The sequence below is a fragment of the Pseudoalteromonas sp. SIMBA_162 genome (assembly GCF_046535955.1).
Lineage (GTDB): Bacteria > Pseudomonadota > Gammaproteobacteria > Enterobacterales > Alteromonadaceae > Pseudoalteromonas > Pseudoalteromonas marina.
In genome coordinates, this window is sequence record NZ_JAWJBQ010000012.1 from 21,668 (window position 1) to 37,861 (window position 16,194).

Below are 16,194 nucleotides of genomic sequence, written 5' to 3' on the forward strand. Positions count from 1 at the left end.
CATTGCTTAACGTGCACTCACTTGTGCTAGTAGAGCTTTTTTATCGCCGTCGCTTAAAAATGCAATTTCCAACGCATTCGCTTGGGCTTTTTCTATATCAGCCTGAGATAAACCAGCCTTGGGGGCTGCAATAGTATATTCATGCTCTATTTCTATACCTTCAACAGCTGGATCATCTGTATTAAGGCAAGCAAGAATGCCATGATCTAAAAACTGTTTAAGCGGGTGCGTAGCTAGGTCGGTGACTGTGCTAGTTTGAATATTACTGGTTAAACATGACTCAATACCAATACGGTTATCACGCAGGTAATCCATTAACGTTGGGTCTTCAATTGCTTTTACACCATGGCCAATTCTACTTGCACCTAGCTCGTTAATCGCTTGCCAAATACTGGGAGCGCCAAGTGCTTCACCGGCATGAATGGTTGACGCTAAATACGCATCACGAACTTGCTTAAAGTGCTCAATAAATAACTCTCCTGGAAAGCCAATTTCATCGCCCGCTAAATCAACAGCCACTAAATCATTTTTAAACGCAAGTAATGCATCAAGCTCATGTTGGCAGGTTTTAACACCATAAGTACGCGATAAGATACCAATTAAATTAGCTTTAATATTGGCATTTTTTGTTGCTGATTTAATACCATCAACCACTGCTTCGACAACACCTTGTGGATGTAAGCCTTGGCTTTGAGCCATGTAGTAAGGGCTGAAACGAAGCTCAACGTAATCAAGACCTTGTGCTTGTGCATCTTCAATATTTTCAATAGCTATACGGCGGCATGCATCGTAATCGCCAAGTACCGTAACACCCCAGTCTAGCTTTTGTAAGAAAGCGACAAGGTTTGGCTCTGGATCTATCACTTGAACATGAGGGATTAATTGTTCAACGTTATCTGCGGGTAAATCAATATTAAACTGACGACCAAGTTCTAGTATGGTTTGCGCGCGAACATTACCATCTAAATGACGGTGAATATCTAGCAAAGGTAGTTTTCTATTGATCATAGTAGCACCCAGTTTAATTAAATTTTTGCGCATAATACGCAGATAGAGTTATTTTTCAAGTCTATACGCTTTGTAATATTATTAAGCGGTCATATGTCTGCTTTTTGTGCAAATATTCGCGCACTTAACAATAATATGTATAAAATAGTATCGCCTTACTTTTTATTATTTCGCTAAATTTAAAAAATACCTATAAAAAAGCACAGGCAAAGCATTTATACAACGCCTATAACCTGTGCCTAAATATATAACTAATCAGCTAGTAAACTTATTTGTTATATAAAACGAGCGCCTTTTCAGCCTGTGCCGTATTTTTGTAACTCAAAGCTGCTTGATCTGCAAATTGATGTTTATTATCACCATTAAGTGCTTTATCAAACACACGTGCTGCTAAGTCATAGTCACTTTGTGCATTAGCAAGGCACGCAAGCGACAACAGCAGTGCTGTATTAGTGTCGTCTTTTTTAAGGCGATCTTGAATAGTGGCTTGTAATTTGTGCGCTTCGCCATGGTTTGCATTATTTAAAATAGTAGCAAGCTCATTATGTTGGCTGGCGTGCTTAACCATTTTAGTTAAATCGCCCTCAATAACAGCAAGCTGACCTGTTGCAGCCATTTGAGTTAAATACGCAGTATGCGCATAAGTTTGAAGTTTTCGTGGTAATTGTTTGTATTTATTTGTTAGTTCATCAGCTGATTGAGCCGAAAAATAGGCAGTAAATACACGCGTCCACTGATCACTAGAAAACACTTTTTTACGCAGTAGCTTGGGTAAAAACTCTTCTAGCACGCTAAAGTGCTGCTGTTGTACCAATACCTCAGTGTACAGTTTAAGCTCAAGTGCAGTGGCTTTTTTAGCTTCTGCATTAACGCGCAACTGCGATTCAATTGCACTGCTATCGCCACTTGCCAACCATAGTTTTGCTACTTTCAATTGCTGCTCAGGGCTTATTTCAAATAATCGTTCTAGTGCTTTATCTGCCTCATTGTTAGCAAGTGCCGCTTTAGCCAATAGTGCTAAACGAATATCATCAAATTTATCTGGTACACTGTTACCAGAAAGTGCGCGCTCTACTTGTTCGTAATCGTCGTTTATAGCACTGAAAAGGGCTTGTTCAATTGCGGCAAATTTACGCTCTTCACTGCGGGCAAAAAAGCCATGTTTGGTATTTCTATAAATTGATAATAAATAGCGTATTAGTTTATACGTAAAGTATAAAGTTGCTGCAGTCATTGCAGCCATAATACAAAACGAAACAATGGTGCCTTCAATTGTTGTGTTATTAAACGAGATAAGCACGTAGCCTTTTTCGTCCAGTACAAAGGGGGTAACCGCAAGTACAACAACAATAGCTACAATTAAGATTATTAGGCCTATCATTGCACCCACTCCTTAACCGTTTGTGTACTTTGCAGAGTGACCTCTTGGCTAAAATTGAGCTGCTCTTTTTCTAATTTAGATAGCGTATTTAGTACTGATTTTGTGGCGTCATCATCTTGCTTAAAGTACTCGCCAGTTAAGCGCTTAGCTTCGCTTAACGCACTAAAGTATATACTCGCTTGCTTACTTAATAATGCGTCCTGCGCCTGTGCTATATTTAATTTAATTCGTTGATTAATTAAATTACGCTCTTGATCAGTTAGTAAAGGTTCAATAGCAATCCCTTCATGGCGCCTAATAGTAATAAAACTATCAACAATTTTATTCCAACTATTACTGATATTTTGCTGCCAGTCGTTAATATCTTCGCTGAGTGCATGTTCATCAATTACCAATGTTTCCTCTGGTAAGTTGACCGCGTTAAACACCAATTCGTCAATTCGGTTAATAACACTATTTAACTGTAAATAAATGGCCTCGGTAGCAACCGGTTTTAAACTATCAAGCGTTTGTATGTCTTGCATAATGGCTTGGCGAACTTCAATTGTGCCAGGGTACTCACTTAACAGTCCGTCTAAACGCTTTAGTACAGCGCTTGCGCCTTGGTAATCTTTTTCGGCCCACAGTTTAAACTCAGCCATTCGTTGTAAGCTGGTGACCTCTTGTGGGTTTAAAGATGAACCTTGCTGCTGCGCTTTTTGCAGCGCAGCTTTTAATGCTTGCTGATTTTCAAGAGTGCTTTGCGTTAATGCCTCAGATACTTTTTCTTCGCTATTAAATAACGCTTGTTGTAAGCTCATTTGAGAAGATTTAAGTGCAGCAAGCTCTTGCTGGAGCAGCTTGTTTTGCTCGCTAAGCTCGTTAACAATTGTGTTTTGCGCTTTACCTGCATTTAGCTTTTGATAAAACTCGTAGCCAACTCCAGAGGCCACAACCAACGATATTAACAATGCAAGTGAAGCCACTTTACTTACTTTTTGTTTGTCATTTGCGGGTTTGTTTTTTACGCTTGCCGGCTCATTTTTAACTGATGTTGAACTCGAAGCTGTTGATGTTGTGTTTTCTGTTGTTATTGACTTAGGTTGTTCACTCATGCTGCTACCTTGCTGATTAATACAGGTAAACATAGCGTTATCGCTAGCCCCTGCTGCAATATGGATATTTGCCAAACTAACATGTTGTTGCTGTAAATATGCGGCTATGCGCTCGCTGGCAACATAAAAGTGGCACTGTTGTAACCATTGTAATTGTTGTGCAGCAAGGGGGGTAAACATGGCATCAACTGCTGCATTACTTGTTATGACTATACCGTGTACATTGCTGCTTTTCCAGTGGTCAGTCCAGTTACTGGTTAAATCGGGCACAGGCTCACGTTCATAAACAACACAATTATTTAAAAACGCGCCACGCTCTTTAAGTACCTTGGCGATGTCTGGGCGACCACCGTGCCCTTTAACCAATACAATATTGCTACCATCAACCTGAGCCAACGACTTAAGAGCCAATATCCCTTCTGAATCGAACTGCTTAGGCGTGGCTGCACGCACACCAAATAATTCATATATTGTATCGGCAGTTTGCTGCCCTACAGCATAAAACTGCGCTTTAATGTTTATATCGGGCTTTAATTGTGCCAGTGCTTTAACAGCGTCCTGAGAGATAAAAATAATTTTATCTGCATTAATAAGTGGGCTTAGTTGAGTACTAGAGGGCGTTAAATAGTTAATATTTAAAACAGGAAACAATGACGCCTGATAACCCGCTTGCTCAAGTTGCTCTGCAAGGGCTGCGCCTTTTCCTTCGGGCCGAGTTATCAGAATATGTGTCATTTATGCATCTCTGTATACGTCAGCTAAAATTTTATCTGCGCCTTGAGCAAGTAATTTTTCAGCCAGCTCTATTCCGAGTTTTTCGGCATCGTTAATATGACCCGCAACTTCGTCACGTAAAATTTCGCTGCCATCGACTGCGCCTACAAGCCCTCGTAAATGGACCTGTTCGCCATCAACTAACGCATAGGCACCTATTGGCACCTGACAACCACCTTCTAAACGGCGGTTCATTGCACGCTCTGCATTAACACGAATACGTGTATGTGTGTGCTCAAGCGGTGCTAATAACGCTTTAGTCACTTCATCTTCAATCCGACACTCAATACCTACAGCACCTTGGCCGTTTGCAGGCAACGATACTTCTGGTTCAATGTAGTCAGCAATACGCTCGCCCATTTCTAAACGAATAAGCCCTGCCGCTGCTAAAATAATCGCATCGTATTGCCCAGCATCTAATTTAGCCAAACGCGTATTTACGTTTCCGCGTAGATCACGGATTTCTAAGTCAGGTCTCAGTGCTCTAATTTGGCATTGGCGGCGCAAGCTTGATGTACCTACTACCGCTCCTTCTGGTAACTCATTCAAGTTAGCAAAGTGATTTGATACAAACGCATCGCGCGGATCTTCACGCTCACAAATGGTATGAAGGGCTAATCCTTCTGGAAACTCCACCGGCACATCTTTCATTGAGTGTACGGCAATATCAGCTCGACCATCTAGCATAGCTTGCTCAAGCTCTTTAACAAATAAGCCTTTACCGCCAATTTTAGCAAGTGGTGTATCTAAAATAATATCCCCTTGTGTCGACATAGGGACTAACTCAACACGCACGTCATCATGAAAATGCTCTAGCTGCGCTTTTACAAATTCGGCTTGCCATAGCGCCAAAGCGCTTTTACGGGTTGCTATACGTACTAATTTTGTTTTTTCTGTCATAGGGGTATCCAATTAATTACTGCGGTTAGCATTAGTTAGCTAACACTCTAAATTCTTTCTGAGCTATTAAATTACCTTGCTCATCAACAACAGCTACACGCCAATGGCCTGTTTGCGTGTTCATAATATTTTTTGTTGAATAAGTTCTGTAGCGTGGCGAAGTAACATTAAGTGAAATTTCGGCCATTGTTTCACTTTCAAAAGACCAAACATGTTTTACGCGCTGGCCTTGCAGTCCTTTAAGCTCACTAAAAAATGATAACGAACCTTCAAACTGACTTAAACGCACGTCGGCTGCAAACACATTAGTAGGTTCGCGCTTTGCTACACTGCGTGTAAGCACTGCGCGGCTTATTTTACTGGTATCAATCTGAGCACCGAGTGCTACGCTAGCAATATGGGCATCTTCAGCAAATTGCTCTGTAACAGGTTGTGCATCAATATTACTCTCTGGCTCTAATGCGATTGTGCCAAGCTCAGAAGTTTGCTCTGACGCAGGTACAGATACAGTTTCACTTGTTGTATCAGCGCTTATTGCATTAGTGACCAACGCATCGTTTTTACTGTTATCAACTGTATTCGTTTTTTCAGTTATTGAGTCAACTGTTGATTGGGTTACTGTCGGCTCATCTGAGATTGGCGCAACGGTTACTGACTCAGCGTTTTCAAGTAAGGCATTGGTAATGTCTGCCTCTTGAGTTGTTGGTAGTTGCTCAGCAGGCAGTGTTTCAGCATGCTCAGTCTCTATATGCAATTGGTTGCTGGGTGGATTATGTGTTTCGCTTTCAGTTACTTCATCACCTTGTGTGCTATCAGTAATTAAAAGCTCTGTTTGTTCATTGGGATGTGCGCCCTGATCTGCATTTACTGAGCTGGTTAAACCATATATCACAGCCGCAGATGTCATTACTATCAACATAGCCAAACTCACAATTCGACGCCAATGCCATTCATAGCTTACCGTAGGTAGGCTGTTTTGTGGTTCGCGTTTTACATTTGCTTTAATAACTATTTTTTGACTCATATTGACCTCAGCGGCTCCAAAATTAGCTTAAACGGGCAATTAACCATTGGCGAATAGCGTGTAACTCTTCTGCACACACTTGGTGTGCCATTGGGTATTCCTGCCAGCTTACATCCATGTTATGTGCTGTTAATACATCAAATGCACTTTTACCTGCACTCATTGGTACCACGTTATCGTGACTACCATGTGCCATAAATACATTTAAATCGATATGCTTTGCTTCATCTGTAAATTTATGCGGCGCGCACATATACGTAGACAGTGCCATAACACCCGCCAACTTTTGTTCAAAGCGCGGAGCTAAGTGAAGCGACACAACACCACCTTGTGAAAAACCAGCCAAAATAATTTTGTTAGCAGGTATTCCGTTGGCTATTTCTGTATTTATTAACGCCTCTACTTTTTCGGCAGACTCCCTCACTCCTTCTTCATCGGCACGTTTATCAAGCTCTATTGACTTAATGTCGTACCAAGAACGCATTTCCATACCACCATTTATGGTGACCGGTTGCACAGGCGCATGTGGGAAAACAAAACGCACGCCCAGCTCGGCTGGTAAATTTAATTGCGGCGCTACAGGGGCAAACCCATCACCCGAATCACCTAAGCCATGTAACCAAATAACTGTTGCTTTATGCGCGCTCTGTGCGGGGTATTGAACAAACTCTAAACTCATAATGATGATTGCCACTTAATTTCTTGGCCAGCTTGGCGAGTTGACGCTTCGTTAATGAATTCCCAAAACTCTGCACCAGAGCGGTTATCAATCCATTGACCGTCACGCATTTCAAAATGGTGACCATTGAATTTAGTTGCTACCCACACTTGATGAAGAGGCGCTTGCTTATTGATGACAATTTTACTCTTATCAGGAAAAATAATTTCTAAAATACCTTGCGCTGATTCGTAATCTAAATCGGCTTCACAATCATCAATTTGCTCTTCAATTGTGAACATAAGAGCTTCGGCTAATTGGTGATATTCGTGTTCAGTCATTGTTGATTCCTTTGCAGGCGGGCCGCCTAATATTGGGTACGTAATTGCGTTAAAAATATGCAGCTAGTGTAACAGGAATAAAATCATCCGCGAATAGCTGCATTTTTTAGATATTCTGTTACTCTGCGATTATAAAGCCAGCAACAATATTAATCTAATGAAAGCGACACATACCTTACAATTAAAAAAACTATTAATTTGCACGGCCCTATTTGGCGCATTAGCTGGCTGCGGACAAAGCGGCCCATTATATTTGCCTGAACAACAGGCCGAGCAAAACCAACCAGAAAACACTATGGTGCCTGCCGCAGAGGCCAAGCAACCTACAACACCAGTAAAACAGGAGCAATAAATGGATTTTTTTAACTATAAAAACAATCAATTGTTTGCTGAAGATGTGGGTATTGCCGCTATTGCTCAGCAATATGGCACGCCTTGCTATGTTTATTCTCGTGCAACGTTTGAGCGCCACTATCTTGCGTTTGCCAATGCGACTAAAAACCATAAAAGCTTGGTATGTTATGCCGTAAAAGCAAACTCTAATATTGCTGTATTAAATATTCTAGCCCGCCTTGGTTCGGGTTTTGACATTGTATCTAAAGGTGAGCTGGCGCGTGTAATTAAAGCAGGAGGAGACGCCGGTAAAGTAGTATTTTCAGGCGTTGCTAAAACCGCTGACGAAATAGCGTATGCATTAAAGTTAGGGATTAAATGTTTTAACGTCGAGTCGGCATCTGAATTAGAGCGTATTTCAGAGGTTGCATGTGAGCTTAACTTAGTAGCGCCAATTTCTATTCGCGTTAACCCCGATATAGATGCAAAAACGCACCCTTATATTTCTACTGGCCTTAAAGAAAACAAATTTGGCATTGATATTCAAACCGCTGTAAGTGTTTATCAACAAGCCGCGGCTTTACCTGGCCTAAACGTAATAGGCGTAGATTGCCATATTGGTTCGCAGTTAACCGAAGTAAAGCCGTTTTTAGAAGCGCTTGACAAACTCCTTGCGCTAATAGATGAGCTAAAAAGTGTCGGGATAGAATTAAGCCATTTAGACATAGGTGGTGGGTTAGGTGTTCCTTACGACAACGAACAACCACCTCATCCTAGTGAATACGCAGAGCAAGTAACAGCTCGCCTAGAAAACTACCGCCATTTAGAACTTATTTTTGAACCAGGTCGTGCCATTGCTGCAAACGCAGGGGTATTAATTACGCAAGTTGAGTTTATTAAACAAAACCAAAGTAAATTTTTTGCCATTGTTGATGCTGGCATGAACGATATGCTTCGCCCTTCTCTTTATCAAGCGTGGCAAAAAATTATACCTGTGTCGGTTCGTGATGACGATACACCAACTCACAAATTTGATATTGTTGGCCCCGTGTGCGAAACCGGTGACTTTTTAGGAAAAGACCGAGAACTGGCGCTGAAACAAGGCGATTTACTCGCGCAGCGAAGTGCTGGGGCATATGGCTTTACTATGAGTTCAAACTATAACTCTCGCCCACGCGTAGCTGAAATAATGGTAGACGGTGAACAGCACCATCTTATTCGCGAACGTGAAACCATTGAGAGTCTTTATCAAGGTGAGAAAATTTTACCATAAACGTTTTTGCCAACTAGCTGCTCTGTGGCATGATTACCACAGAGCAAACACGAATTAGAGCGCTATGTTAGTTAATTTTTCCAAAATGCACGGCTTAGGCAACGACTTTGTTGTTATTGATAACATTACACAAAATGTATTTTTATCACGAGATCAAATAAAAAAACTGGCTGATCGCCACTTTGGCATTGGCTTTGACCAATTACTCATGGTTGAAGCACCATACTCTCCCGATCTTGATTTTCATTATCGTATTTTTAATGCCGATGGTACCGAAGTAGAACAGTGCGGTAATGGTGCACGTTGCTTTGCACGTTTTGTGCGTATGAAAGGCCTGACTAACAAACATAAAATTAGTGTATCAACCAAATCGGGTAACTTAACGCTCTATATAGAAAAAGATGGCCAAGTTACGGTTAACATGGGGCACCCTAATTTCGAGCCAAGCAAAATACCACTTAAAGCCAGCAAACGTGAACTCACCTACATTATAAGGGCTGAAGAACACACCGTATTTAGTGGCGCAGTATCTATGGGGAACCCACACTGTGTGCTTGAAGTTGACGATATTACGACAGCGCAGGTTGATGTATTGGGTCCACTGCTTGAAAACCACGAACGTTTTCCACAGCGCGCTAACATTGGCTTTATGCAAGTTATATCGCAAGAGCACATAAAGCTAAGAGTATGGGAGCGCGGCGTAAACGAGACGCTCGCATGCGGCACTGGCGCGTGTGCTGCTATGGTCATTGGCCATATGCAAAGCAAGCTTTCAAGCGCGGTACAAGTCGACCTACCTGGTGGGACACTTCAAATACGTTGGAGTGGAGAAGGTCATCCAGTACGAATGACAGGCCCTGCTGAACACGTATTCGATGGACAAGTCGCGTTATGAGCGAGCTAAATGAAAAGCAAATTACTAGCTACTTACTCGCAAATCCTGACTTTTTAGTTAAACACCCAAACGTGCTTGCTCAGCTAGACCTTCAGCAGCAAGCGCAAGGGGCAACGTCATTAGTTCATATTCAACAGCGCCAATTGCGTGAACACAATACGCGTTTAAAAAATCAAATCGATACAATGAGTCAGCACGCAGTTCAAAATGAGCTCGTATACCGTCTCCTCAGCCAATGCCATCGCCAGCTTTGGAGCCATGACGACTTTGATACCATCGCTAAAAATTTACACGCCATTGTGTGTTCAAATAACGACATAAGTGACTTTAAATTAATAAAATACAGCACTGACTACGATGAGCTTATTGAACACCGCCTCACAAACTCTGGACATTACTTAGGCCGTATTACAGCACAAGAACGGGCTCTATTATTTAGTGATGACACGCAATCTGCGGCTATTTATTTAATTGGTGATGAAAAGCAACCTATTGCCATACTCGCGTTTGGCAGCAACAACGTGAACCATTTTGAACCCGCACAAGACAACCTGTTCGTTCTGGATTTTATTAGTGCCCTGCAGTTAAGGTTACAAAAACTCGCATGAGTGATGATGCGCCTAATATAAGCGAATTAAGTGACAACTGGCGAACACCCATTACGCTATTTAGCGACTACCTAAAATTTGAAAAACAATATTCAGCGCACACTGTAAATCAGTATGTTAGCCAACTTGGTTTTGCAGCCCTTTATTTTAATAAATTATGCGATGACTGGTTTGGCGTACAGGCAGAGCATATTCGCCGTTACAGTATGGCTTTACGCGCCAAACAATTAAGTGGCCGAACCATTAGCTTAAAATTGAGCTGTATCAGAAGTTTATATAAGTTTTTAAAAGCTAAAAATATTGCACAGCAATCGCATTATCACAATCCTGCTACCGGCATTAAAGGCCCCAAATTTGCCAAGCCTTTACCTAAAAACCTCGACGTTGATCAAATGGCTCGCTTGCTCGAAATTCCTGACGACGACCCTTTAGCAATAAGAGACAAAGCTATGATGGAACTTATGTACTCATCAGGTTTACGTATTAGCGAGTTAGTTGGCGCTAACATGCAAGATATTAATGCCAAAAGTGGCGAAATATTAGTTCGCGGTAAAGGTAATAAAGAACGCCTTATTCCCGTGGGAACAAAGGCATTAGACGCATTAAAAAAATGGTTAACCGTGCGCCCTCAGTTTGCAAAGCCAGACGAGCCAGGTGTATTTTTAAGTAGCCAAAAAAATCGTATTTCAATTCGCCAAGTGCGTTTGCGTATGCAAGAGTGGGGAATAAAGCAAGGTATTAGCTCACAGGTGCATCCGCATAAATTACGCCATTCATTTGCATCACATATTTTAGAATCGTCGGGTGATTTACGTGCTGTACAGGAATTGCTTGGCCACAGTAGCTTGTCGGCCACACAAGTGTATACCCATTTAGATTTTCAGCATTTAGCCAAAGTGTACGACAACACCCACCCGCGCGCTAAAAAACAAACTGATTAGGAAATTATAATGATCCGATTTAATCGTGCAATACGCCCTTTTTCTGTCATGAGCTTTGATTTAGACGACACGCTATACAACAACCACCCAATTATAAAAGCAGCCGTTAGCGCCCAACAAAATTACTTAAATGCATTACCACGCTACCAAGAACAAGGCCCTCAATACTGGCAACAATGCCGGCAACTTGCCGCCCTGCAACAGCCAGAGCTAAAAGACAATGTAACGCAGTGGCGCAAGCACACATTGCGTTTAGCACTATCAAAGTTAGGATTTACTGAACAAGAAGTAGCACTGCACGCTAGTAACGCCTATAACGCATTTGCCGATGCACGCAGTAACATTGTAGTCAGCGACGACGTATTAGTGCTACTTGATAACTTAGCGCAACATTTTACCTTAATCGCCATAACCAATGGCAATGTTGAAATAGAACGCTTTAATTTACACAATAAGTTTGAGCTAGTGCTACAAGCGGGCATGCACGGTAAAGCTAAACCTCATAGCACCTTATTTGACAAAGCAGCTGCGCACTTAAAAGTCACCAAAAGCGACATACTTCATATTGGTGATAGCCTAGATACCGACGTACAAGGCGCCAATAACACAGGTTGCCAATCAGTGTGGTTAAACGATCAAAACGCTAAGTATGACTACAAAGGCCTAGCCGACGTGGAAATCACCAATATTCACGCATTAACGCATTTTATTCGTTCATAAATTGCTACGAGTAAATTAGCCTTATAAATTAAATTTAGGGAACAATTATGACTTTAAACGAATACCTTAAATCACTTGCTGAGAACCCAAAAAACATTCAATTTACCGATACAATGGCGGTGATTGAAGCCAATTACGATTTTACTGCTTGTGCCTTTAATAACCACGGGTTACTGAGTTCAGCGAGTGAAAATAACGGTTCATGTAAAATTTTTGCGTTTGCAAAACTCAATGGGCTTAGCAAGCAAAACACTCTTAATTGCTTTGGTAAGTTTTACCGCGATGAGGTGCTTAAAAACCCTAACGGCGACGATCATATGAACATTCGCACGTTTATGTTAGCGCCAGAGACGACACCATTTTTAGGCGTTACGTTTGAGGGCGAGCCTTTAACAGCTAAGTAACTGAGCTCCCGTTAAAAAATTGAGTTATGCTATAAATTAAAGTGGTTTTTCCATAAAATAGCGGGTGCCGCAAAGTGGGTAGTTATCAAGTTGATACTTTACGCTGTATCCGCGTTTTTCATAAAAAGGTTTTGCTTGAAAGTCGAGAGTGTCTAGCTGGGCTTTTTTAGCGCCAAGCAATATCGCAGCTTGCTCTAATTCTGTGAGCAACTGCCCTGCAAGGCCTTCATTACGAGCGATTTCACTGCACCAAAGCCAATTTATAATTAGCCAATTGCCAAATACGCAACCACTAATACCAGCCATTAGTTCGTTATTATTATCAACAAATTTATAGCCGAGTGGCACTCTTTGCGCATCAAAATGCTTGGCATTAAAATCAGCTATTTTATTACGTAAAGTTGAGTTTAACGCATCACTGTTATCAGATTTTAATTGATACATATACCGCTCCTAAAAAAGCGATATTAGCAAACACACTTAATTAAAAAAGATTATTTTTACCAAAAGGCACTTCAAGTAAGTTGCTAGAAGTTTTTTCGGGCTGCCCGCACATTTCGTCGTAAGCGCTTGTGTGGCGAAGCATCATTTGTGCGTACGCTATTTTTTCAAACCGCTTTTGTACATGCAGCGGGCTTACAGCTCTTACAAATTCGCCATCTTCCTCTGTTACATAATATTCAACATTATTAATGATCACAGAAACCTGATACAGCGCCATTTCAAGTGAGTGAACAACTACTTTTTGTAGCGGCTCATGATTTTTTAGTTCAGAAAATTTCATACCCATTTTTGTTCACCTTAATTAAATATCGCTTTATCGATACGCAGCTTTGCTATAATCGCGATCAGTTTTTTATTGCCAACTAACGAGAACACTTTATGAGCCCCAAAATTCGCCTTGCTAAATACATTGCTCATGCAGGCGTGTGCTCGCGTAAACAGGCATCGCGTTTAATAGATGAAGGGGTAGTAACGGTAAATAATCGCCCTGCTAATCATATTGATCACGTTGATGAGCAAGACGACATAATAGTTAATGGCCAAGTAGTTAAAGGGGCAGCCGATTTAGTTTATTTTGCGTACCACAAGCCTGTAGGTATTGACTGCAAATTAAATGAAAATGACCCCGCCAGCCTTATTCACCATTTACCTACCCTCACCCGGGTTTACCCCATTGGCCGATTAGATAAAGACTCACGCGGCTTGCTTATTTTGACCAACGACGGTGACTTTTGTAATCAACTTATTCACCCTGACTTCCACCAGCCTAAACGTTATTTAGTCACGGTAGATAAACCGATTAATAACGCGTTTTGTGAAAAAATGGCTGCAGGTATCCCCATTAATAAACAAATAACCTTACCGTGTGAAGTAACTAAAATAGCTGACAACCAATTTAGTATTATTTTAAAACAAGGGCTTAACAGACAAATACGTAAAATGGCGCATTACTGCGGCTTTAAAGTAATTGATTTATTTAGAGTGCAATTTAGCGAACTCGCCCTCTCAAACCTAAACCTACCTGAAAACCACTCTATACAAATTAATAAAGCTGATATTTCGAAAATCTAATACCAAATCGCTTAATTACACCGCAAAAAGTTAAAAAATAACCTTGCAAAAATAGATTACAGGTGTAGTCTTAACTTAAAGATTACATTTGTAGGCAATAAAATGATTGAGTTATCAAAAGCAGAGTTCGACGTGCTTGATGCGCTTTGGATTAATTACCCAGCAACCGCGAGCCAAATTATTGAGCGCTTAAGCGATGATAAGCAATGGCACGAAAAAACCATTAAAACCCTACTGGGTCGATTAGTTAAAAAAGGCGCACTGACCTTTGAAAAAGACGGCCGCCAATATATTTATACTCCCTGTATGGAGCGCGCCGACTACACATTAAAAGAAAGCAAAAATTTTATTGAGCGCTTTTTTAGTGGCCGTATAGCGCCGCTGGTAAGCGGGTTTGCTAAATCAGAGCAGCTTTCGCAGCAAGATATAAATGAGCTTAAAAAAGTCATTGATGACTGGGAAAAAAACAAAAGTAAGGATTAGCTATGGATATTCAAACTGGGTTTAATTGGTTAATTGAGCAACAACTACTATTGAGTATTTTGTTTTGTGGATTTATTTTACTCGAGCGATTTGGTTTAAAAACCCTTGGCGCGCGGTTTGTATACAAGTTAGCGTGGTTAATGCCTGCGGCAATAGTTATTGCTAATTTACCCAATGCGATTAAACCACTGCAAAATAGCAATATTAGCCATTACTTAATTACCCCTAACCAGCCTTTTACACATGAAATGGGTATTAGCTGGGCACTTATGTATGTACTTATTACTGCGGGGTTATTAATAGCTAGTTTTATTACACATACTCGTTTTGTTAAAAGCCTGCAGCTAACTGAGCTAACACACTTTAACCATACACTTACTACAAGTGCTAAAACTTATATCAGCCAACATGTAGCCACACCAATGGTGGTGGGTATTTTTCAAAGCAAGCTAGTACTGCCAAGTGATTATAATACCCAGTTTGATAAAGCCACATTGGCGCTTATTTTAGAGCACGAAAACGTACACATTCAACGCAAAGACAACCTAACAAACGCATTCATGCTGTTACCCACTATTTTACTTTGGTTTAACCCACTCGCTTGGTTTTGTTACGCAAGCATGCGCCGTCTACAAGAGCTGACTTGTGATGAACGGGTACTTGCCAATAAAACCACACACCAACACATTTTATACAGCAAAGCCTTAGTGAACTGCGCGGCAGCAACGCCCGCAGGCCTAATGGCTTATTCACACTACGGAGATAAAAAAACCATGTTACAACGACTTACCAATATAAAGCACAGTGGCAATCATTCTCGCTTTGCCAAAGGTGGCTTACTGCTAGTTGCAGCAAGTATGTTAAGCACGCTCGCTATTGCAAAGCAACCGCAAACAGAGGGCGCTAAACACGATCATATTTCACCAATAATTCGCATTGAGCCCCACTACCCAGCCCAAGCAGCTAAGCAGCTAAGCAAGGCATTAGCGGATCTGTGGTGTTAAAATACGATATTGCAGCTAATGGCAGAACAAAAAACATTAGTGTCATTCAATCTAAGCCGTCAGACGTTTTTGATAAAGCAGCCAAGGAAGCCTTGGCAAAGTGGGAGTATAAAACCTCTAAGGCAGGCTTTAATGATGTACTTGTACAGCTCGATTTTGCCATAAACAGCGAGGTTGCACATACCGATTTAATAGAGCGAATTAAAGTATCACATTAATGCTGTTGGGTAATACAAGAGCATAAAGCAAGCGCCCTTTTAGGCCGCTTGCTTTATGGTTTTAACAATAAAGTTAAATACTCACTACAATCATGGCAATGGCAGTACCTAAGCCAATAAACCATACAAGCGAACGTATAATATCTAAGTTCAACCAATAAAAAATACAATACAAAATGCGCGAGACTATATGAGTAACCGCCAAGGTTTCGGTTACTGCGTTTACCGAGTTAGTACCAAATACCACTGCAATAGCAACAGCAAAAACAGCGAGTGATTCAAAACAATTTTGATGAGCAGCGAGCGTCCGAGCACCAAAGCCAGTTAGTTTTGCTTGTTGGGAACGTGGGTGTTTATTGTCGTATTGGCCAAGCTTTGCCATCGCAACTGCCACAGGCACTTTTGCAAAGTAAGGCATTAATACGGCCAATAATGCGCATACTACTAATGTCGTCATAGTTTATTCTCTTATTATAAAATCTGATAATTTGAGCAATACATATACCATACACGCACAAAAAAAGCCGCCAATACGTTTTATGACAAACGCTGGCGGCTAA

General features: G+C 41.1%; 19 protein-coding genes and 1 pseudogene. 10 read left to right on the forward strand and 10 right to left on the reverse strand.

What is annotated here, in order from left to right; translation table 11 throughout:
* Nucleotides 1-6: 6 nt before the first annotated feature.
* From add to cyaY, 7 genes are all read right to left on the reverse strand, one after another.
* On the reverse strand, nt 7-1,008 hold the full coding sequence (gene add, locus R0J88_RS10360) for an adenosine deaminase (RefSeq protein WP_010557938.1): 1,002 nt from the start codon (nt 1,006-1,008) through the stop codon (nt 7-9).
* A 268-nt stretch (nt 1,009-1,276) separates the two neighbouring features.
* Nucleotides 1,277-2,389: a heme biosynthesis HemY N-terminal domain-containing protein gene (locus tag R0J88_RS10365; RefSeq protein WP_410899847.1), complete on the reverse strand. Its 1,113-nt coding sequence runs from the start codon at nt 2,387-2,389 to the stop codon at nt 1,277-1,279.
* Nucleotides 2,386-4,218 carry a uroporphyrinogen-III C-methyltransferase gene (locus R0J88_RS10370; protein WP_410899848.1) on the reverse strand — a complete coding sequence of 611 codons (1,833 nt, stop codon included), beginning with the start codon at nt 4,216-4,218 and terminating at the stop codon, nt 2,386-2,388. The genes R0J88_RS10365 and R0J88_RS10370 overlap by 4 nt, the downstream gene beginning before the upstream one ends.
* The gene (hemC, locus tag R0J88_RS10375) at nt 4,219-5,157 is read right to left on the reverse strand and encodes a hydroxymethylbilane synthase (RefSeq protein ID WP_008129468.1); all 939 of its coding nucleotides are present in this window, start codon (nt 5,155-5,157) and stop codon (nt 4,219-4,221) included.
* 31 nt (nt 5,158-5,188) lie between these two features.
* Nucleotides 5,189-6,181, reverse strand: coding sequence for a DUF2914 domain-containing protein (locus R0J88_RS10380; protein ID WP_410899849.1), 993 nt, complete (start codon nt 6,179-6,181; stop codon nt 5,189-5,191).
* Between the two features lie 22 nt (nt 6,182-6,203).
* Nucleotides 6,204-6,860, reverse strand: coding sequence for an alpha/beta hydrolase (locus tag R0J88_RS10385; protein WP_410899903.1), 657 nt, complete (start codon nt 6,858-6,860; stop codon nt 6,204-6,206).
* On the reverse strand, nt 6,857-7,180 hold the full coding sequence (gene cyaY, locus R0J88_RS10390; protein WP_006792464.1) for an iron donor protein CyaY: 324 nt from the start codon (nt 7,178-7,180) through the stop codon (nt 6,857-6,859). Before cyaY ends, R0J88_RS10385 begins: the two co-directional genes overlap by 4 nt.
* Before the next feature lie 157 nt (nt 7,181-7,337).
* Here cyaY and lptM point away from each other — a divergent pair, with 157 nt between their 5' ends.
* The 7 genes from lptM to R0J88_RS10425 all read left to right on the forward strand — a co-directional run bounded on the left by lptM (nt 7,338) and on the right by R0J88_RS10425 (nt 12,354).
* Nucleotides 7,338-7,532 carry an LPS translocon maturation chaperone LptM gene (lptM, locus tag R0J88_RS10395; protein ID WP_006792465.1) on the forward strand — a complete coding sequence of 65 codons (195 nt, stop codon included), beginning with the start codon at nt 7,338-7,340 and terminating at the stop codon, nt 7,530-7,532.
* Nucleotides 7,533-8,786: a diaminopimelate decarboxylase gene (lysA, locus tag R0J88_RS10400; protein WP_410899850.1), complete on the forward strand. Its 1,254-nt coding sequence runs from the start codon at nt 7,533-7,535 to the stop codon at nt 8,784-8,786.
* Nucleotides 8,787-8,850: 64 nt separating this feature from the next.
* Nucleotides 8,851-9,681 carry a diaminopimelate epimerase gene (dapF, locus tag R0J88_RS10405; protein ID WP_010557932.1) on the forward strand — a complete coding sequence of 277 codons (831 nt, stop codon included), beginning with the start codon at nt 8,851-8,853 and terminating at the stop codon, nt 9,679-9,681.
* On the forward strand, nt 9,678-10,289 hold the full coding sequence (locus tag R0J88_RS10410; RefSeq protein WP_410899851.1) for a DUF484 family protein: 612 nt from the start codon (nt 9,678-9,680) through the stop codon (nt 10,287-10,289). Before dapF ends, R0J88_RS10410 begins: the two co-directional genes overlap by 4 nt.
* The gene (locus tag R0J88_RS10415) at nt 10,286-11,230 is read left to right on the forward strand and encodes a tyrosine recombinase XerC (protein WP_008129459.1); all 945 of its coding nucleotides are present in this window, start codon (nt 10,286-10,288) and stop codon (nt 11,228-11,230) included. Before R0J88_RS10410 ends, R0J88_RS10415 begins: the two co-directional genes overlap by 4 nt.
* Nucleotides 11,231-11,239: 9 nt before the next feature.
* Nucleotides 11,240-11,950 carry an HAD-IA family hydrolase gene (locus tag R0J88_RS10420; RefSeq protein ID WP_410899852.1) on the forward strand — a complete coding sequence of 237 codons (711 nt, stop codon included), beginning with the start codon at nt 11,240-11,242 and terminating at the stop codon, nt 11,948-11,950.
* Between the two features lie 47 nt (nt 11,951-11,997).
* A complete protein-coding gene (locus tag R0J88_RS10425; RefSeq protein WP_410899853.1) occupies nt 11,998-12,354 on the forward strand; it encodes a HopJ type III effector protein in 357 nt (118 codons plus the stop codon).
* Between the two features lie 36 nt (nt 12,355-12,390).
* Here R0J88_RS10425 and R0J88_RS10430 read toward each other — a convergent pair whose 3' ends face one another.
* Both R0J88_RS10430 and R0J88_RS10435 read right to left on the reverse strand, forming a co-directional pair.
* Nucleotides 12,391-12,798 carry a GNAT family N-acetyltransferase gene (locus tag R0J88_RS10430; RefSeq protein WP_410899854.1) on the reverse strand — a complete coding sequence of 136 codons (408 nt, stop codon included), beginning with the start codon at nt 12,796-12,798 and terminating at the stop codon, nt 12,391-12,393.
* A gap of 40 nt (nt 12,799-12,838) precedes the next feature.
* Entirely contained in the window at nt 12,839-13,144 is a 306-nt protein-coding gene (locus tag R0J88_RS10435; RefSeq protein ID WP_006792473.1) for a DUF6482 family protein, read from the reverse strand.
* Between the two features lie 92 nt (nt 13,145-13,236).
* Between R0J88_RS10435 and R0J88_RS10440 the strand changes: the two genes are divergently transcribed.
* From R0J88_RS10440 to R0J88_RS10450, 3 genes and pseudogenes are all read left to right on the forward strand, one after another.
* A complete protein-coding gene (locus tag R0J88_RS10440; RefSeq protein ID WP_410899855.1) occupies nt 13,237-13,929 on the forward strand; it encodes a pseudouridine synthase in 693 nt (230 codons plus the stop codon).
* Nucleotides 13,930-14,031: 102 nt separating this feature from the next.
* Complete coding sequence (locus tag R0J88_RS10445) at nt 14,032-14,412, forward strand: BlaI/MecI/CopY family transcriptional regulator (protein ID WP_410899856.1); 381 nt, start codon at nt 14,032-14,034, stop codon at nt 14,410-14,412.
* A 2-nt stretch (nt 14,413-14,414) separates the two neighbouring features.
* Nucleotides 14,415-15,634: pseudogene (locus R0J88_RS10450) on the forward strand (TonB family protein).
* Nucleotides 15,635-15,707: 73 nt separating this feature from the next.
* On the opposite strand, the gene R0J88_RS10455 reads toward R0J88_RS10450, so the two are convergent.
* Entirely contained in the window at nt 15,708-16,091 is a 384-nt protein-coding gene (locus R0J88_RS10455; protein WP_010557925.1) for an MAPEG family protein, read from the reverse strand.
* Nucleotides 16,092-16,194: the final 103 nt, after the last annotated feature.

Excerpts from the sequence above, each read along its gene's own strand:
- R0J88_RS10445 (WP_410899856.1), top strand. The coding sequence starts at position 14,032 with ATGATTGAGTTATCAAAAGCAGAGTTCGACGTGCTTGATGCGCTTTGG.
- cyaY (WP_006792464.1), bottom strand. The coding sequence starts at position 7,180 with ATGACTGAACACGAATATCACCAATTAGCCGAAGCTCTTATGTTCACA.
- R0J88_RS10420 (WP_410899852.1), top strand. The coding sequence starts at position 11,240 with ATGATCCGATTTAATCGTGCAATACGCCCTTTTTCTGTCATGAGCTTT.
- R0J88_RS10370 (WP_410899848.1), bottom strand. The coding sequence starts at position 4,218 with ATGACACATATTCTGATAACTCGGCCCGAAGGAAAAGGCGCAGCCCTT.
- dapF (WP_010557932.1), top strand. The coding sequence starts at position 8,851 with ATGTTAGTTAATTTTTCCAAAATGCACGGCTTAGGCAACGACTTTGTT.
- add (WP_010557938.1), bottom strand. The coding sequence starts at position 1,008 with ATGATCAATAGAAAACTACCTTTGCTAGATATTCACCGTCATTTAGAT.
- R0J88_RS10410 (WP_410899851.1), top strand. The coding sequence starts at position 9,678 with ATGAGCGAGCTAAATGAAAAGCAAATTACTAGCTACTTACTCGCAAAT.
- R0J88_RS10440 (WP_410899855.1), top strand. The coding sequence starts at position 13,237 with ATGAGCCCCAAAATTCGCCTTGCTAAATACATTGCTCATGCAGGCGTG.
- R0J88_RS10380 (WP_410899849.1), bottom strand. The coding sequence starts at position 6,181 with ATGAGTCAAAAAATAGTTATTAAAGCAAATGTAAAACGCGAACCACAA.
- R0J88_RS10430 (WP_410899854.1), bottom strand. The coding sequence starts at position 12,798 with ATGTATCAATTAAAATCTGATAACAGTGATGCGTTAAACTCAACTTTA.
- hemC (WP_008129468.1), bottom strand. The coding sequence starts at position 5,157 with ATGACAGAAAAAACAAAATTAGTACGTATAGCAACCCGTAAAAGCGCT.
- R0J88_RS10415 (WP_008129459.1), top strand. The coding sequence starts at position 10,286 with ATGAGTGATGATGCGCCTAATATAAGCGAATTAAGTGACAACTGGCGA.
- R0J88_RS10455 (WP_010557925.1), bottom strand. The coding sequence starts at position 16,091 with ATGACGACATTAGTAGTATGCGCATTATTGGCCGTATTAATGCCTTAC.
- R0J88_RS10425 (WP_410899853.1), top strand. The coding sequence starts at position 11,998 with ATGACTTTAAACGAATACCTTAAATCACTTGCTGAGAACCCAAAAAAC.
- lptM (WP_006792465.1), top strand. The coding sequence starts at position 7,338 with ATGAAAGCGACACATACCTTACAATTAAAAAAACTATTAATTTGCACG.
- R0J88_RS10435 (WP_006792473.1), bottom strand. The coding sequence starts at position 13,144 with ATGGGTATGAAATTTTCTGAACTAAAAAATCATGAGCCGCTACAAAAA.
- R0J88_RS10365 (WP_410899847.1), bottom strand. The coding sequence starts at position 2,389 with ATGATAGGCCTAATAATCTTAATTGTAGCTATTGTTGTTGTACTTGCG.
- R0J88_RS10385 (WP_410899903.1), bottom strand. The coding sequence starts at position 6,860 with ATGAGTTTAGAGTTTGTTCAATACCCCGCACAGAGCGCGCATAAAGCA.
- lysA (WP_410899850.1), top strand. The coding sequence starts at position 7,533 with ATGGATTTTTTTAACTATAAAAACAATCAATTGTTTGCTGAAGATGTG.